Source organism: Protofrankia symbiont of Coriaria myrtifolia, from assembly GCF_900634755.1.
Lineage (GTDB): Bacteria > Actinomycetota > Actinomycetes > Frankiales > Frankiaceae > Protofrankia > Protofrankia coriariae.
This window is the reverse complement of sequence record NZ_CAAAFS010000089.1, coordinates 3,252-24,806: the sequence shown is the minus strand read 5'-3', so window position 1 is coordinate 24,806 and position 21,555 is coordinate 3,252. Positions and strand designations below refer to the sequence as shown.

General features: G+C 70.1%; 17 protein-coding genes. 1 reads left to right on the top strand and 16 read right to left on the bottom strand.

Features of this window, described 5'->3' with window-relative positions:
- The first annotated feature begins 160 nt into the window (after window positions 1-160).
- On the top strand, window positions 161-1,957 hold the full coding sequence (locus tag CM1CMNOD_RS05175) for a protein kinase domain-containing protein (protein WP_131773863.1): 1,797 nt from the start codon (window positions 161-163) through the stop codon (window positions 1,955-1,957).
- Window positions 1,958-2,019: 62 nt separating this feature from the next.
- Here CM1CMNOD_RS05175 and CM1CMNOD_RS05170 read toward each other — a convergent pair whose 3' ends face one another.
- The 16 genes from CM1CMNOD_RS05170 to CM1CMNOD_RS05095 form a co-directional block, all read right to left on the bottom strand.
- The gene (locus CM1CMNOD_RS05170) at window positions 2,020-2,496 is read right to left on the bottom strand and encodes a pilus assembly protein TadG-related protein (protein ID WP_013872606.1); all 477 of its coding nucleotides are present in this window, start codon (window positions 2,494-2,496) and stop codon (window positions 2,020-2,022) included.
- Between the two features lie 428 nt (window positions 2,497-2,924).
- On the bottom strand, window positions 2,925-4,007 hold the full coding sequence (gene zapE / locus CM1CMNOD_RS05165; RefSeq protein WP_043603043.1) for a cell division protein ZapE: 1,083 nt from the start codon (window positions 4,005-4,007) through the stop codon (window positions 2,925-2,927).
- A gap of 297 nt (window positions 4,008-4,304) precedes the next feature.
- Entirely contained in the window at window positions 4,305-4,835 is a 531-nt protein-coding gene (locus CM1CMNOD_RS05160) for a GNAT family N-acetyltransferase (protein ID WP_013872604.1), read from the bottom strand.
- A 622-nt stretch (window positions 4,836-5,457) separates the two neighbouring features.
- Window positions 5,458-6,069 carry a hypothetical protein gene (locus CM1CMNOD_RS05155; RefSeq protein ID WP_347176451.1) on the bottom strand — a complete coding sequence of 204 codons (612 nt, stop codon included), beginning with the start codon at window positions 6,067-6,069 and terminating at the stop codon, window positions 5,458-5,460.
- A gap of 65 nt (window positions 6,070-6,134) precedes the next feature.
- The gene (locus CM1CMNOD_RS22805; RefSeq protein WP_237703001.1) at window positions 6,135-6,542 is read right to left on the bottom strand and encodes a TadE/TadG family type IV pilus assembly protein; all 408 of its coding nucleotides are present in this window, start codon (window positions 6,540-6,542) and stop codon (window positions 6,135-6,137) included.
- 340 nt (window positions 6,543-6,882) lie between these two features.
- Complete coding sequence (locus CM1CMNOD_RS05145; protein WP_431307072.1) at window positions 6,883-7,149, bottom strand: hypothetical protein; 267 nt, start codon at window positions 7,147-7,149, stop codon at window positions 6,883-6,885.
- 104 nt (window positions 7,150-7,253) lie between these two features.
- Window positions 7,254-8,201 (bottom strand): type II secretion system F family protein, encoded by a 948-nt coding sequence (locus tag CM1CMNOD_RS05140; protein WP_013872600.1) that lies wholly within the window; start codon window positions 8,199-8,201, stop codon window positions 7,254-7,256.
- A gap of 193 nt (window positions 8,202-8,394) precedes the next feature.
- On the bottom strand, window positions 8,395-9,255 hold the full coding sequence (locus CM1CMNOD_RS05135) for a type II secretion system F family protein (RefSeq protein ID WP_013872599.1): 861 nt from the start codon (window positions 9,253-9,255) through the stop codon (window positions 8,395-8,397).
- Window positions 9,255-10,589 (bottom strand): CpaF family protein, encoded by a 1,335-nt coding sequence (locus tag CM1CMNOD_RS05130; RefSeq protein ID WP_050803705.1) that lies wholly within the window; start codon window positions 10,587-10,589, stop codon window positions 9,255-9,257. Before CM1CMNOD_RS05130 ends, CM1CMNOD_RS05135 begins: the two co-directional genes overlap by 1 nt.
- Window positions 10,590-11,527: 938 nt before the next feature.
- Window positions 11,528-13,726: a hypothetical protein gene (locus tag CM1CMNOD_RS05125; RefSeq protein WP_013872597.1), complete on the bottom strand. Its 2,199-nt coding sequence runs from the start codon at window positions 13,724-13,726 to the stop codon at window positions 11,528-11,530.
- A gap of 556 nt (window positions 13,727-14,282) precedes the next feature.
- On the bottom strand, window positions 14,283-15,932 hold the full coding sequence (gene pruA, locus CM1CMNOD_RS05120; protein ID WP_013872596.1) for an L-glutamate gamma-semialdehyde dehydrogenase: 1,650 nt from the start codon (window positions 15,930-15,932) through the stop codon (window positions 14,283-14,285).
- Between the two features lie 254 nt (window positions 15,933-16,186).
- Window positions 16,187-16,669 (bottom strand): DUF6912 family protein, encoded by a 483-nt coding sequence (locus tag CM1CMNOD_RS05115; protein WP_043604998.1) that lies wholly within the window; start codon window positions 16,667-16,669, stop codon window positions 16,187-16,189.
- Between the two features lie 149 nt (window positions 16,670-16,818).
- On the bottom strand, window positions 16,819-17,850 hold the full coding sequence (locus CM1CMNOD_RS05110) for a patatin-like phospholipase family protein (protein ID WP_013872594.1): 1,032 nt from the start codon (window positions 17,848-17,850) through the stop codon (window positions 16,819-16,821).
- A gap of 262 nt (window positions 17,851-18,112) precedes the next feature.
- Window positions 18,113-18,607, bottom strand: a complete 495-nt coding sequence (locus tag CM1CMNOD_RS05105; protein ID WP_013872593.1) for a transcriptional regulator — start codon at window positions 18,605-18,607, stop codon at window positions 18,113-18,115.
- 781 nt (window positions 18,608-19,388) lie between these two features.
- Window positions 19,389-20,705, bottom strand: coding sequence for an AAA family ATPase (locus CM1CMNOD_RS05100; protein WP_013872592.1), 1,317 nt, complete (start codon window positions 20,703-20,705; stop codon window positions 19,389-19,391).
- Window positions 20,702-21,517, bottom strand: a complete 816-nt coding sequence (locus CM1CMNOD_RS05095) for an SAF domain-containing protein (RefSeq protein WP_013872591.1) — start codon at window positions 21,515-21,517, stop codon at window positions 20,702-20,704. Before CM1CMNOD_RS05095 ends, CM1CMNOD_RS05100 begins: the two co-directional genes overlap by 4 nt.
- Between the last annotated feature and the right edge of the window lie 38 nt (window positions 21,518-21,555).

Sequence of the window (21,555 nt, the reverse complement as noted above, 5' to 3'; positions counted from 1 at the left end):
GCCCGGAACATCTCGCGCTGCTGCCGCCGCGCAGGCGTGTCGATCGGGTGACAGGCGATCGTCCCGCCGTCGGTGCGCTGCTGTGAGCAGAGCCACCGGGCTGCCCGTCCGGATGGACACCCAGATGGATGATCATTCGGACAACCGGACGGATGTTCGGATGGCTGACGGTCTGGTCCCGGCACGTCACATCTCCCCACCGGGAACGGGCTGGGCAGTGGACGTGCCCACGGGCCTGCGGGTGGGCCGATGGGTGGTGACAGGCCCGCTTGCCACCGGCAACTGGGGCTCGGTCTACGCGGCCCGACGGGTCGACGAAGGAGACGCGCGGCGGGAACGGCCGCTGGAGCAGCCGACTGCCCAGGCCGGCCCGGCCGGTGACGCGGCTGGCGACGCGTCCGGTACGACAGACACGAACGGTGCGGCCGGCACGACCGGTGCGAACGGGGCGGTCGGTACCGCCCGCGATGACGACGTGGCCATCAAGTTCCTCCCCGCGTCGGCGCTCACGCCAGGTCGCCGCGGCATGCTCGCCGCGATCGTCGACCGGGAGGTCCGTTTCAGCAGCCGCGCCAACCATCCCAACATCGTTCACACCTTCGAGATCATCACCTTGCGCTCGAATGATCCACACCTGGACGGCGCGGTCTGCCTGGTCATGGAGCGGGCGGCGGGATCGCTGGCCGACCGCTGGTCGACCGCGGCCAGGAGGCCGGCACCGGGCAGCACAGCGAGCGCGGCGGACACAACAGGCGCAGCAGCCGAGGCCACCGCCGACACGGACGCCGACGGCACCGACAGCCCGGACGACGCGGCCCGTGAATCGACCCACGTCGTCCGCCGGGCGGAGCCACGCGGAATCCTGCTGGGGGTCGCGGAAGCCCTGCGCAACATCCACGGGTCCGGCTGGGTGCACGCGGATCTCAAACCGGGCAACATACTCATCGATACCGACGGTGACGCCCGTATCGCCGACTTCGGCCTGAGCAGCGAACTCGACGGGACACACGCGTACGCCCCACCACGCGTCGGATCATGGGAGCACGTGCCGCCGGAATGGTGGAACGAGCGGCTCGCGCCGTCCGGCACCCCGGTGCGGACCAGCCAGGACATCTGGGCCTTCGGCGTGATCGCCCACCAGGTCCTCACCGACGGTGTCCATCCTTTCCCCGGGGCGACGGCGTCCGCCAGGGCCGAAACGGTACGCGCCTACGGAGCCGGTCTGGTGGATCTCCACCTGGCCCCGGCGATCCCGACGCCGTGGGCGGAACTCGTCAGAGCCTGCCTGGAGCGGGATCCGGAACGCCGACCGTCCGCCGCGGACGTGGCGGAGCGGGTGCGGGCCCTGCCGCCCCCGGGCCCGCCGATATCTCCCGATCTCCTGCTCTCCGATCCTCCGATGTGGAAAGCCCCCAGCTGGAAGGACGACGAACAGCGGGGGGACGAGCGGAAGGCTCCTGAGCACAGGGACGCCGTGGCCGACCCCGTGCGCCGTCGTCGGCGCCGCACGAGGGCCGCGGCCGCTGTCGTCCTCACCTGCGGTATGGCCGCCGGCGGCGGGCTGTGGGCCGCGGGCGTCATCGGCTCCGGCAGCGACCGTGGCAGCCGGCCTGCCGTCGTCGGCCAGGTGCCGGCTGCGTCCCATTCCCTACAGGTACGTGTCGACCGTGACTGCGTGGTGTCCGCCTGCACCCTGCGCCAGCCGGTGTTGTTCCTGACCTCGGGCGCAAGCCCGTCAGGCATCGTGGAAACCCTCGTCACCGGCCCGGACGGCGTCGACCGGAACATCGCCAAACCAGGCGCGTACAACCCGCTCGGCCGGGCGGACCGTAACGGACGGAAAACCGGCCGCTGGAGCTACGAAACCGGCGATCCTCTCGGTACGTGGACGGTCGCGATACGGGACGTCCAGACGGGCAGGCGGGCCGTCACCACCTTCCAGGTCCTGAACACATGAAACTCCTGTCCCAGATCACATCCGGACAGACCAGATCCCACGCCTGCTCGTCGGCCGATGTTTCAGGGGGCGGGTGGGCGGACGAGTGACTGGGCGTCCGCGCTCGCCGTGATGGTCAGCGGACCGATCCCCAGGATCGCCACCACCGGCAGGGTCACCGTGCGGGTACCGGTCACCCGGACTGTCGCCGGATCCACCAGTTGCGCGGTCAACGCCATACGCCCGGACGGGTCGGCGTCGCTCTGGTACTGCGCGACGGTCGCGGCCACCTCCGCCAACGGCAGCCGCTGAAGATTCCCCGTCGCGGTGTAGATCGCTGTCTCGTCGATGCTCTGGGCCGCGGCGAGCGCCGCACCGTCCGCGGCGGAAGCGAGCGAACGCCTGGCCAGGTACACCGCGGACACGTCGGTCACCACGATCGCCAACATCAACGCGGCAAGAACATAGCCGAGCGTAAGAACCAGAATCGACCCCTCGTCCCGGCTATGACGGACTTCCGACCCCCGGCGCATGGAACGTCCAAGCAGGTCAGCGCGCATCCGCATCCCCCTCGGTCAGTATCCGGGCGCCGCCGGGGCCGCGGGCTGCCATCGGGGCCCGCGACGTCCGCGATTGTCCGCGTCCGGTCCGCCGCACACAGCTCACAGGTGAGCGTAGGCCCCCAGCCTCCCGAAGCGGTCAAGGTGGTCCCTTCAGGGCCTCACCACGTCCGCCGGCCCACCGTCCGCTGGCCGCCCGCTGTCAGCTGTCAGCTGTCAGCTGTCAGCTCCCACGGTGGGCGTTCATCGGCCGGCTCCTGCCCTCGCAGCGGAACCGTAGGTGAAAACGGTTGTTGCGATGACGGTTTCCACCTACAGCTTCCCCACCTGTAGGTAGAAACCGTTATCGCAACAACGTTTTCCACCTACAGTTCGGCTTGGACAGCCGCCAGGGTCGCCCGAGTCGCCACATGCCGGCCGGTCTTCTTTCATGGCCGGCCCGGCGCTTCCCTCGGCAAAATCATGGATAGCAGGGAGAGTCGGCTGGCGATCCGTCCGATGTCGGGCGGCAGGTCGTCACCGCGGAGCACATCCGCCAGCGGTGCGGCCGCGACGAGGAACAGCCGCGCGTCCCTGTCACAGAGAATGTCGACGACATTGGCGAATCGCTGCCGGGCTTCCTGGCCGACCTCCGCGAGACGGGGCAGCTCGGCAATCACCCAGGTTGTGAAGCGGCCGGTGAGAGCCAGATAGTCCGTTGCGGATCTGGCTGTGCCGCACACGTCGAAGAAATCGAACCAGACGAGGTCGTCACGGGCCGCCAGGGCCCGGATCCGCCAGTTGCCCACGTCGAGCGCGATGATTTCCGCCTCGGCCGGGGCCGTCAGGCCGGCGTCACGGAGCTGGGCATCCGTGCCAGGCCACACGTAGACACCGGTCTCGAACCGTGATCGGGGCTCGCCCGACCAGGACCGGCCGCGATAGTCCCGTGGACCGGCAAGCTCGACCACGTCCATCGTTCGCTCAATTTTCTCAATCATCGGAACGAAGAGATGATGATAGATCGGATTCGGCAGCAGACCACCCGGCGGATAGTTGGACGTGGCCAGCAGAGTGATCTGCTTCTCGAACAGCGACGTGAACAGCCGGCTGATCAACATGGCGTCGCCGGCGTCGTGGACGTGAAACTCGTCGAAACACAGCAGACGGCAGTCGGCGAGGAGCTCCTCGACCGCGAAGTCCACCGCCCGGCGTTTCTGCCGGTGCCGGGAAAAGGCCGCGTGGAACTGGTGGAAGAAGTCGTGGAAATGTACCCGGTGTTTCTTGTCCGTCGGCACGGTCTCGTAGAACACGTTCATCAGCCAGCTCTTGCCCCGGCCGACCGGACCCCAGAGGTAGACTCCGCGCGGCTGCCGGCCGAACGGGCTCCGCCACCGCGACACCTCGGCGCCGAGCTGGGCGAGCCGGCCAACGACCCGCACCTGCGCGGCGTCCAGCTCGAACCCGGACCGCCCGGCGGCATCCTCGAAACGCTTCGCGAACCGCCCCGCGTCCGCGCGTTCACCAGCCACGAGCGCACCGACCACGCTGCTCGCCGACCGACGCGGCCCGGGCCGAGCCTGCGGAGAACATCCCGCTCAGAGCCGCGTCGACCGAGTTCGGCGACAGCAACCTGATCGTCTCCTGACAGACCCGGACCTGGTCGTGGTGCCCCACAGGATCAGAATCCGCCCTGCCACCCGCATTCCCGGGACAGCACAGCGGTTTGTTCGGAACTCCTTTTTCGATTATCAGAATCATAAGATCGCCGCAGGTCGGAGTACCGTCATCAATCCTGGCCAGAGGGTCCCGAAAAAACCTCCCAGCGATCAGTCACCGGTACGGGTACGGGCTTCCCACTCGGCCCGGGTGATCGCGTAGATGGCGCTGTCGGTCTCATGCAGTGTTTCATAACGCTCGAACGTCATGCCCAGTTTCTCGGCGACGCGAATGGACTGCTGGTTGTCCCGGTGGGGGATGGCCACAAGCCGGTTCACGTCGTGGTTCGCGAACGCCCAGGTGCCGGACGCGCGTGCCGCCTCAGGCGCGTATCCGCGCCCCCACCAGGGCCGGCCGATGAACCACACCAGCTCGATCCCGGGCCATTCCGGCTCGTACCACAGCCCCGCCCGGCCCACCAGCACGCCGGTGGCCCGTTCCACCACCGACCACGAGCCGGCCCCCTCCAGCTCCCACGCACCGATGTTCGCCGCCAGGTTGTGCCACATACTGTGCCGATCATGGGTCCCGACATACCGCCCGAACTCGGCATCAGCCCAGATGGCAGTGGACGCATCAAGATCATCTCGGCAGATCGGCCGAAGTACCAACCGCCCCGTCGTCAGCGTGGGGATGTTCACGCGTCACCGCCGGCAGTAGACGCACGGATGTGGGCAACCGCGGCCCTCCGCCGCACCGAAATGGACGTACCGATCACCCTGTCCAGCTCCACAACGCAACGTGTATGCGGAAAATCGGTATACGGGAGAACACCCCGACAGGTCCAGTATGATCATGCCCTCCGTCGCCGCGCCATCCACCGTCGCGTCAGCACCATAACCGGCTGGCCACACAGCCGACGCACGAACAGGAGACGCCTCCGAGACAGCACAGCCCGGCAAACCGCCGCTCATAACGGGCGGCGCCCACAGACCGGCGGATTTCACGATGATCCACACACCCGGAGACACGGTCCGCTTATGAACATGCTCCGCCCTGGACACGATCTCGCCGATATACCACGCCTCGATGATCGACATCCCACGCACGCCTGGATCGCACGAACTAGTCGATCAAGGAAAACCCTACTGCCACCGACCAGTCGCAGCCACACGCATGGGCGCGCGGCGACCCCTGCCACATCGAGGCGGCCAGCCGCCACGCTGCGCGCTGGAAAGATCCGGCGGGCAGAAAATGCCAGAAAGTCCGTGTGACGCCATAAGAGCGCGTGATCCCGTGTAATCCAGCGAGTGGGCGGGATCCTTACGTCGCAGGCGTTTGTGTGCGGTCTCGGCGGTAGGCGTCCACTACGACTATGAATTTTCCGTTGACGGTGATGTCGGTGATGTCGGCGAGGCCGGTGAACAACCGGGCTGTTCCGGGCAGAGCGACGGCAGAGCGGACGCACACGGCGAAGCGGGAGCCGGGGGCCAGCGACGCGGCGCCGTCGCCGGGGTTGCCGGCGCCGCAGTCGGCTCCCTCGGGCGCGAAACGCAGTTCGGGCGCGCCGTCGAGGCCCTGGTCGGCGAAGGCCGTCTCGGCGGCGACCCGGGCACGGGTGACGGCCTGCGCCTCACTGTCGGCGGTGGCGTACGCCCGGCCGGCGGCCCGGGCCGCCTGGGTCACCGCGAACGCGGCCCGCTGGACGACGAACACGCTGAGGAAGAAATAGACAAACGGGATGAGCAGCAGGACCGACAGGCCGACGAACTCGATCAGAGCGGTGCCGCTGTCGTCGCGCGGACGCCGCCGGCGCTGCCCGCCCTGCTGGCCCCGCTCACAGCATCGGCACCATTCACGATGTAGATGCCACGCGCGGTGCGGATGCCACGCGCGGTGCGGGCGCAGCCAGCGTCGCCGACCTGGGTCTGACACCTGCTCCCGCGTCCGCGTCCGGTCACACTCGGGGCTCGAGCGGGACCGAAGCCGTAGGGGCATGTTCAAGGGGTCTCCTTGACCGCGTGGCCGACGACCGTGAGCGTTGTCTTCGCGCCTCCTGGCAGGACCGTCAGCGGGACGGCGACCTGGCAGCGCACCTCGACCAGGGGCACACCGGACTCGCCGGTCGTGGCGGCACTGGTGCAGGTGGTATCGGCCCGGCCAGGGATGGACGACGCGATCAGCTGCTCCGCATAGGGGCCGCCGGAGGCCTCGGACATGTTCAGGTTCGCCGCGTGCCGGGCGCCCTCGGCCGCGTCCGCGGCCAGGGTGTTGCGGATGTGCAGCACCACACCGACCTGGACGACCCCGAGGAACAGGAAGAGCAGCAACGTCCCGACCAGCACGAACTCGACGACCGCCGAACCGCGTTCGGACGCCGGTCGCGGCGCTGACCCCCAGGCGCGCAACCACGCCGGGAATCCGGTGCGCCCGCGCCCATCCGATTCCGGGCAGGCCGGAACAGGCGGATGATCCCGTGCCGGAGGCGACACCTTTGTCGGAAGCGGTGTCGAAGGCAGAGTGGGCTTGCACCCGTCTGGTTCCGGGCGTGCCGGAACAGGCTGATGGTCTCGCGCCGAGGACAGACGCTCTCGGGCTGGGAGCAGGCAGCCCCACGTCAGAAACAGGCGTTCCGGGACCGGGACCACGGCGGCGATTGCGCGCCTCCAGGTGAGACGCCCGGACGGGATGGCTGTCTGCGTTGGCCGTGACCGTTGGCCGCGCACCGCCGCGCGGAACCCGGCGCGGTCAGCCGTTGCCGACCACGGAGTCGATCGCATTGGTGAAGACATCCCGCAACTGGGGCACGGCGACCGCCATCAGGGCGACGACCAGGGCTGCCGTCATGACGGTGACCATGACCCAGCCGGGCACGTCCCCGCGGTCCCGGCGGTCCCGGCGGCGGCGGCCGGCCTGCCCGGCCGCCGCCACGAGCAGGTCTCCCCCGGCCCGGGAGAGGCTCTCCCGCTCCAGCACCCAGCGGCTCACGAACATCGCGAACACACGCACGGCCAACAGCTCCTTCGCATTCTTCCGGACTCTTCGGGTCCTTCGGGCTCTTCGGATACTCACCTGGTCGTCGGACAGTGAGAAAATTTCCAGGAAATCACCGGCCGTCATCACTGGGCGTTGAAGGAAAGGCTGACCAACGCCGGGTAGAAAGCGAAGATCACGGTGGTCGGCAGGACGAAGAACACCACCGGCACCATCATCGCGATCTCCTTACGGCCACCGGCCTCCAGCAACTGGCGTTTGCCCGCCTCCCGGACGTCGACCGCCTGTGCCCGCAGCACCTCCGCCAGGGGCGTGCCGCGTTCGATGGCCACGGCCATGCCGTCGACGAACCGGGCCAGCGACGGCACCGTCGTCCGGGTGGCCATGCCCTCGAGGGCCTGGACGAGGGTGGCCCCGGCACGGGCGTCCGCGAGAGCCAACCGCAGCTCACGGCCGAGTTCCCCGTGGGAGAGCCGGCTGACCCGTTCCAGCGCGCCGACCGGGCTCTCCCCCGCGGTCACCGCGAGCGCGAGCAGTTCGGCCACGGTCGGGAACTCGATCAGTATCCGTTCCTCGCGTTCCCGGATCGCGCGTGTCAGCCACCAGTCGCGGGCGACGATCCCGCCCGCGACCCCGGCGACGACCATGGCAACACCGACGATCGACGGCGGTCCGACGCCGGTGAGCGCCCGCACGAGCAGCAGGAACGCGCCGACAAGCGCGCCGGCCGCGGAACAGATCACCTGCTGGACCCGGAACTCCTCGACAGAGGTTCGCCCGCCTGCCTGGGTCAGGCGCCGGAGCAGGGCGGCGCGCCCACCGAGGAAGCGGTCGAGCCGCCCGGCCGCGTCCCGCACGAAAGGCCGTAGCAGCTCCTCCAGACCGCTACGGGACGACATCGTGGTTCGCGGACGGTCGGCGAGCAGCCGGGACTGCGCCGGGGCGTCGCGCAGGTAGGGATCCATCCGGTCGGCGAGCCGAATCCGCCGGACGACCGGCGAGCGCCGGATGATGATGAGCAGCCCGAGCCCGGTGAGCAGGCCGATCAGGGCGCCGGTCGCCGCCGGGCTCACCGCGGGCTCCCAACGGGGATGCCTGCGAAACCCGGGCTCACCGGGGTGACACCGGCAGAACGCGGACCCGGGAAAACGCTCATCGGCTGCGAACCCGTCGGGCGCTCGTCGGGACGGCGTCTCGTGTCGGGACGGCGCTCGCGAGGGCGGCAGCCGCCGGCTGCGGAGCGTTCGCCCGCTCCCTGCTGGGTTCTCATGGGCGTAGCACCCGGCCTTCCTCGGGCAGCCGTCCGATCCATTTCATGATCATGTATGCCAGCACCGACACACCGCCGCCGGTCACGAGCACGACAACGCCGGTCGGGCTGTCGTAGGCGCGCACCGTCTCCCCGCGGGTCGCCAGCATCAGCAGGACGACCCACGGTGCCCCGAGCGCAAGCCTGGCTGCGTTGACCGTCCAGCTCTGCCGGGTCTCCAGTTCGGCGCGGGTGCGCGCGTCCTCCCGCAGGAAGGTCGACAGCGTCCGCAGCAGCCGGCCGAGGTCGGTGCCGCCGACCTCCCGCGCCATCCGCAGCGACTCGATGATCCGGTCGGCGATCGGGTCGGCAAGGTCGTCGGCGAGCCGATCCAGGCTCGCCGAGAAGGAGCCGGTCGCCCGGTAGTCCTCACCGAAGCGGGTGAACGCGGGACGCAGCGGGACCGGGCCGCGCACCCCCACCGACGCGAGCCCCTCCGGCAGGGACATCCCCGCCCGTACGGCGCTGGCCAGGTTGTCCACCACGTCCGGCCACAGTTCGCGCAGGTCGTGCATGCGGGTGCGCCGGCGCCGTACCACCAACGCCCGCGGCAGCAGGGCGGCGAACACGAAGAACGCCCCGGCCAGCGACCAGGTGGCGGTGAAGGCGAGGACGAGCAGGCCGACCACCAGCCCGACCCCAGTACTGATCATGAGGAACTGGTCGGGGCTGACCCCCGGGATGCCCGCCTGCGCGAGAAGCTCCTTGCTCCGCACCCGCCATTTGGCGGTGCCGGGATCACGCCGGACGCGAGGGCGGCCGCTGGTGACGATGAGGAACAGGCCGAGCCCGAAGAGCAGGCCGAGGAAGATACCCATCAGCCCTCTCCCCCTCGGATCTCGAGCCAGGGCCGTTCGCCCAGCGAGGCCCGCTCGGGCAGCGCGGCCCGCTCGACGTGGCTGTGGCTGTGGCCATAGTCACGATCATGGTCGGACGCGGCGAGCAGCCCGGGCAGGTCGTAGCCGGCTTGGGCGAACCGTTCGGCGTGCGGAGGGTAGCCCTCGGCGCGCACCAGGGTGTTGCCGCGCGTCCGGTAGATCTGGGCGATCTCGATGACGTCCCCTTCGGTACGCCCGGGCAGCGCGACGATCTCGGTGACGCGTCGGCGCCCATGGGCGTCCTTGGACAGGTGGACGACAAGATCGACGCTCGCGGCAACCGTCGGCACCACGAAGGCGTGGCTGACGTTCTCCCCGGCAAGCAGCGGCAGGGTGCACAGTTTGGTGACCGCCTCGCGGGCCGAGTTCGCATGCAGGCTGCACATGCCGGGCAGGCCCGAGTTGAGCGCGATGAGCAGGTCGAGGGCTTCCTCCTGCCGGACCTCGCCGACGATGATCCGGTCCGGGCGCATCCGCAGCGCCTCCTTGACCAGCCGTCGCAGCCGGATCTCCCCGGTGCCCTCCAGGTTGGCCTGGCGGGTCTGCATCGCGACCCAGTCCGGCGCCCGCAGCTTGAGCTCGAAGACCTCCTCGCAGGAGATGACCCGCTCCCGCCCGGGGATCGCCGAGCCCAGGCAGTTGAGCATCGTCGTCTTCCCGGCCTGCGTCCCACCGGCGACGATGATGTTCAGCCCGGACGCGACGGCGGCCTCCAGAAAGGCCGCGGCCGGCGCGGTGATCGTGGACAGGGCGACCATCTCGTCCAGGCTGGCCGCGGACAGGACGAACTTGCGGATGTTGACCGACCAGTGGGCCCGGGTGACGTCGGGGATGACCACGTGCAGACGCGAGCCGTCCGGCAGCATGGCGTCCACGAAGGGAGTGGAGAGGTCCACCCGTCGCCCGGAGCTCTTCAGCATCCGTTCGACGAGGTCAGCGACGCCGTCGGCGGTCAGGATCGTCGTGGTCAGCTCGCTGCGCCCGTTGCGGGCGATGAACACCCGGCCGGGCTCGTTGATCCAGATTTCTTCCACGGACGGGTCGTCGAGGTGGCGCTGCAACGCCCCGAATCCGGCGACCGCGTCGTGGACGAGCCGGGCGGTGGTGGCGCGGTCGACAATCGGCGGCAGATCGCTGGTGAGCGCGCGTTCCTCGTATTCGCTGAGGACGTCCTCGACGAGCTGGCGTATGCGGGTGGGTTCCTCAACCGGGTCGAGGGAATGGCGCCGGACGAGTTCGCGCACTTCACCCTCGATGAGTGAGGTGGCGTCCATCCAGTCACCACGTACCGCCACGGAAGACCGATCCCCCCTGGTTATGCGTTCGGAGCGCCGCCACCCGGACAAATACTACGAAACGTAGAAAGAAGATCACGCCTAATCAGGCGGTTGACACCGTGCCCCGGCCGCCAGCCGTACGAAAATCAAGATCGTACTGCCTTCAGCCGTTTCCCTCCCGACCCCCGGCGGTGCGATAACAAGATCGCACCACCTTCAGCTGTTCCCCTCCTGGCCTCCTGCGGTGCGATAACAAGATCGCACCACCTTCAGCTAGGATGTGTGCGCCTGGCGACAATATTCGCATGGCCGTTGCGGCCCACCCACATCGGGCCATGGGCAGCCCAGCGACAGCAGAAAACGATCACATGCCCAGCCGAACGGCTGTTACTCTCCGCATCCACTACTTGGCTGGTCTGCCATCGCGCGGGAAAACGGCCGGTCAGCCGTCGACCGGTCGGGAAAACACCCGGAACAGCCCCCGCCAGCCGGGCGGTTGCGGACCGGAGAGGATGCTCCACCGGTCGGCCGGACAGTCCTGGAAATCATTCCGCGGCAGAACTGGCACCAGCGCCGCCCCACATCCGTGAATACCTCGGCGACCGCGCCCCGTCCGACGTTCACGGGACGCGGTTGTAACCGGTGAGAAATATGCTGGTTCGCTGGCCGCGCGGCCGGATGCCGGAACCGTCACGAACGGGCCGCCACCGTGCCGCATACGCGGTCGATACCGGCTGACATGCGAGCCTGCGCACCCTGAAAGAAACCGGATCATTCTCCGGCCCGCGGAGCGACACCCACGGTGCCGTTCGGCCCCGGTCTGGGCGGCGTCCACGAGAACGGATTGCCAGAACTGCCAGAACTTATTCTATATCAATTCTGATACTGATCAGAAAAATCGGCGACCGGCGCCCGGAACCGGCTCGTAGCCATATTCATGACCAACATGCCCGGCCGATCGGCGTCGCCGCCTGCCAGCGGCGGCGCGAGCGTGCCGGAATCGGCCGCCCGCCGCGTCCGGGGCAGCTTCGCACGATGCCACGGACAGCCCGTGGACATCCCCGCCGTACCCCGGCGGCGGTCGGGCATCCAATAACGGACAGCAACATCCTGATCGGCCCGTACCACTGGACGACCGGATGGCCGGATGGCCGGATGCTCCGATCGGGCCTGCTCCGCTGCCAGCCCACGCCTGTGGCCCATGCCTGTCTGGAGGCCTGCTGACGAAGACCGGAGCGAGCTTGTCGTTGCGCACGCCGACGAGGCCGGAAGCCGTACATGACGACAAACTCGTCCGGATCATGCCCGGCCCGGGTAGCCGCGGCTGGTGGCTGTGCTGCCTGGGCCGTTACCTGTACCAGGCCGCGGTGGTGGCGTTCGTGGAGGGAGCTGGCCTGGCCTACCCAGTCGTCCGAGACGATCCGGTCGCCGAAACCCTCCAGGACGCTGCCGAGCCAGCTGACCCCGTCCTCGTTGAGATCGGCGAGCTGACGGAAGCTGACGATACCGAGCGCGTGCAGCCTTGCCTCGACGACCGGGCCGATCCCGACGATCTCCTTGAGGTTGTCCTGACGGGCACCCTGCATCGCGGCGGGCGGCGGGAGGGGAGCGGAGCCACCCGAGTCACCGGAGCCACCGGAGCCGGCAGAGCCGGAGAAGGACGTCAGCCCGGCCAGCGCCACCGAACCCGGCAACGCGGCGGGAGAAGCACCCGAGGAGGCGGTGGGGGAACCATCCGAAGCGGGCGACACGCCCGGTGGCACCGAGCTGGCAGGCGCTGAGGCCCCGGGTGCTGAGCCCACAGGTGCCGTGCCCGCGTGCGCCGCAACTGGGGAACGACGGTCCGGCTGGGCGCCTGGGACGGGACGGGCGGTGAGCACCGGCACCGCCGCGGCAACAGCCGGATCCTCCTCGAGGAACTCGGGCTCCTCCTCCGCCGGCAGCGCGAAAAAAACATGATCGCGGCTTCGCCGGCCGCTGGGACCACGGCCATCGGGAAGTGCGGAGGGCTGGCCTTCGCGGGCCTCGCGGGCATCCCAGACGTCACGGGGATCGGCGTCGCCGCGGTCCTTCTCCGCGCAAGCGGTCCGCCCGCCGACAACACCGGTGTCCGGGTGGCTTGCCGCCACGGCACCCCCACCGGCAGTCGGCTCAGGTGCAGCCGGCTCACGGGCAACCGGCACGTCCGGCAGCCCGGCAGCCCTGGGGGCGGAGCCGGTGTGGCCGGGATCCGGAAGATCCAATTCGACGTGGGCGGTGCGTGGGTGTTCGGATGCGGCCGGGGGCTGCTCACGGCCACCCATCTGGGCGAGCAGCCGGACCTTCTCGGCGGCCCACTCGGCCTGGTGGCGATCAAGTCTGGTCGTCAGGGTCACGACCTGGCGCTGGGCGTCCTCGGCCTCGGTACGTGCCATCGCCAGCCGGGAGGAGAACTTCGCGGAGCGCTCCTCGGCCTCGGCGAGCTGCCTGCGCAGCTGCGCGGCCTCGGCCGCGAGTGCCTGCACCTCCTCGGCGTTCGACGCCGCGGCACCGTCGGGCACGCCTGGCTCCTCGGCCTCGGCGAGGGCATCCTCGAGCAGCTGTACCCGGCGGCCGGCGATAGCGGCCTGCCGCTCGGCGGCGGTGACCCGCTGTTCGGACTCGACCGCCTGCCGCTCGGCGGCGGTCAGCCGGGCCGTGAGCGCCGCCTTCTCCAGCAGCCACTCGTCCTGCTGATGGTCGTCCGGCTGGCCCGATGACCGTGTGCCCGGATGCGCGAGCGGAACGGAACCGGCCTCGGCGCCGCCGGCCGACGGCTCGGCCCCGGTGGCGGTGTCCGGGCCGTCGTCATCCAGGCCGTCGTCTCGTAGGCGGGACGCGGGACGAGTCCGGAGGGCATCGTCGCCGGCCGCCGCCGGCGGCCCGGGCGGACCGGTGGGCCGCGCATCGGGCGTACCAGCCGGGGCGGGCGTGTCAGCCGGCAGCGCTACGACGGGCAGCGGCCCGGTGCCGGGGGCGGCCGGGGCGGTGGTGGCGCGCCGTATCTCCTCGACCCGGCGATGTACGGGGCCGAGGAGGAACACCCAGGTCAGCAGTGCACCAACAGCCAGCGCCGCCGCCATGAGCACCAGAATCTGGCCGGCAAGGTAGAGCACGGGTGGTCAGCCTCCTTCCCGCGGTGCGCGCCGCGGAGATCCACACCGATACGGGTGGCAGCCTCCGGCATCATCCGGGGTTCCCATCATGGCCACGAAAGTCCTCCGTGGGTGCGCCGGGCACACCCTGAATCCATCACAAAAGTATCGCGAGGCACGATCGCGATCTTTCCGGGTGGCGGCAAACCAATACGCACACGGTGGCTGTCCACGCACCCGACCACGCCGGGTGCGTTCACCGACGGTCCGGCCCGGAACATCCGCCGGAGCGATCCTGTATCGAACCATTTCACAGCCATGTTCCGAACGTCCAGTTCCAACCGGACGACCAACGGGTGACAGTGTGGTCCGAGTGTCCGCCACGGCCGGAACGGCCCTGTCAACTGCCCAACAGCGCTGTCAACTGCCAAACAGCGCTGTCAATAGCCAAACAGCACGATGCCACCGGAACCGGGTCGAAGCCGGATAGCATGTCACCCGGGTCGACGCGCGGCACCCGGACTGCCGTGGTGCGTCGGCCCGGGTCAGAGGCCGGTCAGGGACCTTGGCGGGGAGCTCATCCCATGTGTGGGTAGGCGACCTGTCGCGGTGGGTCGAACGTCTCCTTCAGTGCCCGCGGGGAGACCCACCGCAGCAGATTCAGCGCGGAGCCGGCCTTGTCATTGGTGCCGCTTGCCCGCGACCCCCCGAACGGCTGCTGGCCCACCACCGCGCCGGTCGGTTTGTCGTTGATGTAGAAGTTTCCGGCGCTGTACCGCAGCACCTCGGTGGCCGTGGCGAGCGCGCGGCGATCCCGGCCGAAAACCGCGCCGGTCAGCCCGTAGGGCGAGAAGTCCGTGACATCCCGCAATGCCGTGGTAAAAGCCTCCGAACCGGACCGTCCCGGAGCATCGTCGTAGATATGCACGGCGAGTACCGGCCCGAAGTACTCGGACGTGAACACCTCGTGCGTGGGATCGGCGCACACGACGACCGTCGGTTCCACGAAGAATCCGATCCGGTCGTCGGCGCCGCCACCGACGAGCACCGACACGTCCGGGTCCGCGCGCAGCCGCGCGAGCAGGGCCGACAGCCGGTCGAAGGCCCGCCGGTCGATCACCGCCCCGCCGAAGAGGTTCAGATCGGACACGTCACCGTAGGTCAGCGCCGCGGTCTGCGCGACCAGTTGGTCGCGCAGACCCGAGCGCCACAGCGAGGCGGGCAGGTAGGCGCGGGACGCCGCCGAACACTTCTGCCCCTGGTATTCGAAGGCGCCCCGGACCAGCCCGACGACGAGCGCGTCCGGATCGGCGCTGGGATGGGCGACGACGAAGTTCTTCCCGCCGGTCTCGCCGACCAGCCGCGGGTAGTCCCGGTAGCCGTCGATCCCCTCGGCAACCGTCCGCCACATCGTCCGGAAGGTGGCCGTCGACCCGGTGAAGTGCACCCCGGCGAGCTCCCGGTGACGCAGCGCCACCGCCGAGACGGCCGCGCCGTCCCCGGTGACCATGTTGATCACTCCTGGTGGGAGGCCCGCCGCCGCCAGCAGCGACATGGTGTGCTGGGCGGCGAGCTGCTGGGTGGGGCTCGGCTTCCAGACCACCGTGTTGCCCATGATCGCCGGAGCGGTCGGCAGGTTCGCCGCGATCGAGGTGAAGTTGAACGGTGTCACCGCGAGGACGAACCCCTCCAGGGGACGGTAGTCCATGCGGTTCCACGTGCCGGGCGCCGAGAGCGGCTGCCCGGCGACGATCTCGCGGGCGGCGGCGGCGTTGAAACGCCAGAAGTCGATCAGCTCGCAGGCCGCGTCGATCTCCGCCTGGTAGCAGTTCTTGCTCTGCCCAAGCATGGTCGCGGCGTTGAGGGTGTCCCGCCAGCGCCCGGCCAGCAGGTCGGCCGCCCGCAGGAACACCGCGGCCCGGTCGTCCTGGGACAGCGCCCGCCAGCCGGGCGCCGCGGCCAGCGCCGCGTCCACCGCGTCGGCGACGTCCCCGGGCGCCGCCGCCCGGCCCGCGCCCAGCACCAGCCCGTGCCGGTGCGGGGCGATCACCTCGAACGGCTCGCCCGCACCCGGACGGGCCTTCCCGTCGATCACCAGCGGCAGTTCGGCGCGCTCCCCCGCCAGCCGCTCCAGCGCCGCCCGCAGGCCGGCGCGCTGCGGGCTGCCCGGGGCATAGGCGCGGACCCGCTCGTTGACCGGTTCCGGGACAACAGCGACGGCATCCATCCCAACCCCACCCTCCGAAACGCTGGAAACCGAGCGTTGGAAACACCGCGCCGGGACGCTCGAGGAGTGGGCCGCCCGGCCCGCGACGCCCCTCCTGGAACGCTCCCAGACCAGGCGGCCCGTGGCCGTCCGCGACGCGCAAGAACATGTTCGCGCCGCCGGCGGCCGCCGTCCGCCGTTGTCGGTTCTCTGTCGGTTCTCCGTCAGGCCGTGATCAGGCCGTGATCAGGCCGTGGTCGAGCCGCCGACGGGTGTCAGACGAGGTCCGCCAACTCCTGGGTGGCATACCAGAGCAGCTCGTAGCCGTCGGCGGCGTCCACCACGAACGCCGCGTCATCGCTGCCGAGGTCGGCCGCCACGATCGAGTCCGCCGCGGCGGCGACAGCGGCCTCGGCGTCGACGTCGTCCACGTGGACGGCGGCGACGGCTGCCAGCGGCACCGGGCCGCGGATCTCGACGACACCCCGGTCGAGGTCGTTGCGGATCCGCAGGTCGGAATCGTCCACGTCCACGGCGAGGACCACCCGCCGCCGGGGCGCGCCCGGGTCGGCGTCGAGCAGCCGCAGGCTCGCGCGGGCCGCGTCGAGGAGAAGCGCGTACTCCATCTCCTCGGCGTCGGAGCGGGCATACCACTCCCGGACGGCCGGGGTGACCGCGAAGCCGAGTCCCGCCGGAACCGCCCGGTCCGCGAGGACGCGCCGGGCGGCCGACAGCGTCGACGGCAGGTAGACACGCATGATGCCAGTGTGCCGCGCGGCGCTCGAGGCCCCGCGCGCTGGGCCCAGCGGAGCCGGGCGTGCGCGGGGCACGGCGGGATCGCGACGGTAGCGGGTCCGCGCGATCACCGCGCATCGGTGTCCCGGGCGGATGCCTGCCGGGCGGGTCGTCAGCCGGCGGCTGCCAGGTGGTCGTCGGCGCCGGGCGAGGCCGTGGGCACGGACGCTGTGGGTGCGGCCGTGGACGGCGTCCCGATGCCGGCCTCCGCCAGCGCTGCCGCGCTCGTCCGCAGCGAGGTCTGAAAAACCTCCTGCCGGCGGTTGAGGTCCATGACGTTACCGCCGATGATCTCCAGGTCCTCCGGACCCGGACAGATCACCGTGACCTTCGTTCCGGTGGCCCGCAGCAGCTCGGTCTCCCGGATCAGCACTCTGGTCGCCAGCCGCCGCATCTGACGCTCGAGCCGGGCCAGTGCCCCCCGGGGCTGGTCGAAAACTAACGAGCAGGCGGGAGCGAGTACCAGGACCTCGTCGAGATCGGCGTCGACGAGCAGGTCCACCGATGTTGGCGACCGTGTCCCACCGTCAACATAAGATCGCCCGTCGATGACGACGGGCGCGTACCACGACGGGATCGCGCACGACGCCGTCACGGCCTCGGCGATCGATGCCTGTGGCGCGTCCGGCGAGCCGAACACGACCCGTGTCCCGGTGTCGTAGTCCATCGCGATGATCCACAACGGCGTGGGGGTCGGCCACGTGGTCACGTTGGAGCCCACGGAGGACACCAGGTCGCCGACGGCGGCCAGCGTCCCCCGGCCCTGCGGGAGCAGGGAGACCAGGGCCACCAGCGGGGTCACCCGCCGTGGGTGCAGCGCCGAGGTGGCAAGCAGCCGACGCGAACCGATGCGCATCCGTGGCCGCGGCGGAAGAGCCGAGCCGAGCCGGGTGTAGTCGAGAATCGGGTCACCGAACAACGGCTCGCCGTATTCGGAGTTGACCATTGTCTCGACACTGGTACCAAGGCCGATCAGAGCCGACAGCACCGATCCGGCCGAGGTGCCGACGGTCATGTCCATGTCGCGGACATCGACGCCAGTCGCTTCCTCATAGGCACTCAGGGCACCGATCATCCACGCCGACCCGAGTACGCCTCCGGCGCCCAGTACCAACCCGCGGCGGGGAACCCCTCTGCCAGCCATCAGCCACCTCCTGCTGTGCGTCCACAACCCCCGGTACACGCCCCCACCGCCAGCGAAGGGATCATGCCGGCGGCAGCGGTGCACACCATCTGGTCCGCCGTGCACGTTCTCGTGGCTGGCTACCGCGCCTTCCCACCATGCGGCACCGCCAGGGACCGGCGCTGCCCAGGAACCGACACCGTTCAAAGGACAATTGACGTCGCCCCAAGGGATTTGACGTCGCCCCAGAGGATGGGGCCAGGGCGGCCGGCGCGGCAACGTCCTACTCGGAAACCTCCTCCTCGCCGTAATTCGTCTCCAGTACGCCCCACCCCCGCAGCCGTTCGGAGAACTCCTGCGGAGTGGTGTCGTGCAGAAGGGCCAACGCCCTCAGGTCGCCATCCCGGATGGAGAGGACCTGCCCGGCGTAGTCGTCTCGCTGGCGCTGTATCTGCGCCACCCACCGGCGTACCAGCCCGGACGAGTCCGGTGGTGCCTCAGCGAGTTTCTTCAGGTTGAGGACGGTGCGATGCCGGTGCTCGCGAGGAGGTAGCGCCTCCTCCTCCGGCAGCAGCGCCGAGACCGGAACACCGTAGAACGCGGCGAGTTCCGAGAGCTGATGGACACTGATCATCCGGTCGCCACGTTCGTAGGAGCCAACCGCCGCGGTCTTCCAGCGTCCGCGTGACTTCTGCTCCACACCTTGCAGGGACAGCCCCTGCTGGATCCGTATGGCCCGGAGACGAGCTCCCACGGCCTTCGCATACTCCCGACTCATCCGATACACCCCCCGTCCACCTCAACAGAGCACTTGGTGATCATTTATCGCTCCCACCACTGCGGTGACGCAGGTGCTCACACTAACTGAACGTTACCGAAAAGGATAGCTACATTTGATTAATGCATTTAGTAAGATGATCGTCACAATGGTTACTTCCCGTAAGATCACTCCCTTCGCTGGAAGCGAAATCCACCTGAGCGGCACCAGCGCCACACTCCGAACAGCATGATGATTGCTAACCGCTATCTTTTCTCTACGATCAGTCACTCAGACAGGCTGCCCCGGAACCGCAGTCCGTAACCGTTCCGCTGGCTGGTTAGAGGAAGATTTCCTTGTAAAAACGGCATTCCCGGCAGGAGAAGGTCACCTACATCGGTTACTCTTCGTATAAAATCAACGGGACAAGCCATACAAGATCGCAAGACGGCCGAACCCGTACGAGGGCTTTCGGGCAGCGGTCCGCACGGCCTCGTCGGCGCGACCGGCCCCGGCCGCCCACACCGCCAGCACGCGCGGTTCACTACATATCGCCCACAATCCACCACAGCCCACACGCGGCCCAAGGCAGGTCTGACGCATGTTGGTCGTCTGGGCGCCGCCCGCGCGTCGAACATCCGTCGAACACGCTCCGGCGCGGCCCGCACGCGCAGGTCGTCAGGGCAGCCGTTCTCCCCGCCCGCGGGTCGAGGCCCGGCGCGGCCCGCGGACGCGGATCGTCACTCCGTCCGGCTGAGTGTGATCGGCTCGTCGAGCCGGCACGGCCCGCACACGCAGATCGTCAACGGCGAACGGGCGGGCGTCGGCGGCGGCCACGCACCGAACGCCCCGCCACCCGCGCGGCCAGCTCGCTAATCGCCAGCCTGGCCGGCGACTGCGCGGCGACGTCCCGCAGCAGCTGGCCGGCGGCCTGGGCGCTGTCCATCGCCGCGACGTCGAGCGGTACCACGGCCACCGGCTCCATACCGACATGGCGCACCAGCGCCCTGGCGACCTCCCGGCGGGCATCCTTCCCGATCGCCGAGGCGCGCAACCGGTTCACCACGACCCACGGATCCGCGCCGGGCACGGCCTCGCGCAGATCCGCCAGCCCGCGCACGAAGCGCACCAGCCCGACCGGCTCCGCGGACGCCACAGCCAGGATGGTGTCGGCCGCCGCGAGCACCACCTGGGTCGCGCCGTTGCGCCGCGGCGCGGACGTGTCGAACGACAGCTCCTCGTCCATCTCCAGGCAGAAACCGCAGTCGACGACGACGAAGCTCGCCAGCCGCCGCGCCATGGCGAGCACGACCTCCACCGAGGCCGGGCGCAGCTCCGGCCAGCGCGACGGACGGGCGATCCCCGGCAGGATACGCAGCCCCCCACCCAGATCCCGGCACAGCAGCGCCAGCCGGGGAACGTCGAGCACCCCCTGGTTGGCCGCCCGGGCGGCAGCGGCCAGGCCAGGTGCCTCCTCCAGCAGCCCCACCAACTGCCCGATCGCCCCGCCGTAGACGTCGGCGTCGACGAGCAGCGTCGGCATGCCCATAGCGGCGAGTTCGGCCGCCAGCCCCAGGGCCACGGTGGTGCGGCCCGGGGCACCGGTCGGACCCCACACCGCGATCACCCGGCCGTCACCGAGCTCGGAAAGAGCGTCGGGCGCCGGTCCGTCGGCCACCGGCGTCAACGTGGCGAAACCGGGCGCCGGCCTGCTGTACGCGGCGGGCAGCAGGCCAGCGACATGGTCGGTGCCGGCGAACGCCCGGACCGCTTCCACCACCGCCGACGCCACGATCTCGGCCGTCGCGTCGGTCGTGATCACCGCCGCGACGCCGAGCTGGCGCAGCCGACGCTCGCCGTCCTCGTCCCCAGGGGTGATCAGGCCGACCGCCGCGACCCCGGCCACGGCCAGCCGGGTCAGCGCGTCCCGGTCCAGGCGGCGCAGGTCCGCCGACAGCAGCGCGGCCCGCGCCGCGCCCGTGGTCGCCGCCGCGAGCAGGTCGGGCAGGTCGACACACCGGCGGACCACCGTCACCCCGAGATCACGGCGGTCGAACGCCATGACGAGCCCGGACTCGACGACCGAGTTGGTCACCGCGGTCAGGATCGGCAGGCTCACTGCCCGAACCCCGGCACAGCGCTCGGGCCGGGCCCGCCGACCTCGCCCCGGGAACCACGCTCAAGCTTGACGACGTCCACCCGCTCGCTCTGGGACGCCGCCACCGCGTTGATGGCGAGCTCCACCGGCACCCGTAGCGTCAGCGCGTACGAGCCCGCCGCCAACGTCGTCCGCGCGATGAACTCGACATCGTGCAGCACCAGCACCTCCGTGCCGGCGCTGCCGCTCTGCGCCACCGGCACCTGCCCGGTGGCCTGTGCCGCGCCCGGCGCGCCCACACCCGTGCCGGTGGCGCCGACGCCCGCGGGGCCCGACCGTTGCAGAACGAAGATGTCCACATGATCGCCCGGGGTGAGCGCGGGGGCTCTGCCGTCCTTGACGACGATCGAGACCAGCCGGGTCGGGCGTACGTCGTCGAGTACGAAGTCGGCGCCACTGAACAGTTCCCCGGCCGATACCGGGCGGGCGAGCGTCGCCCCCACCAGCTCCGAACGGCGCTCACCCGGGAAGTAACGGGCCGCGGTCGTCGAGCGCAGGTGGGCCGAGGCCGTGGTGAGGTCGGCGGCGACCACGACATGCCCGGCCGGGAGGTCCGCGGCCGCCACCACCCAGTTCTGGCTGCGGTCGGCGGTCGCGAACAGGCGGGCACCCACCACGACCGACACCAGCACCAGCAGGACGCCCACCAGCAGACGGGAGTCCCGCCAGCGCGGCGGGGTGAGCCGGCGGGCCGGTGGGGACGGTGCTGTCGGCCGCGACGGTGGAGCGGCGGGCTTCTCCGAGACCGCGGCAGCGGAGGTGAGGTCGGTCACCGGCGGACCTCCTGTAGCTTGTGTCCCTCCGGCCGGCC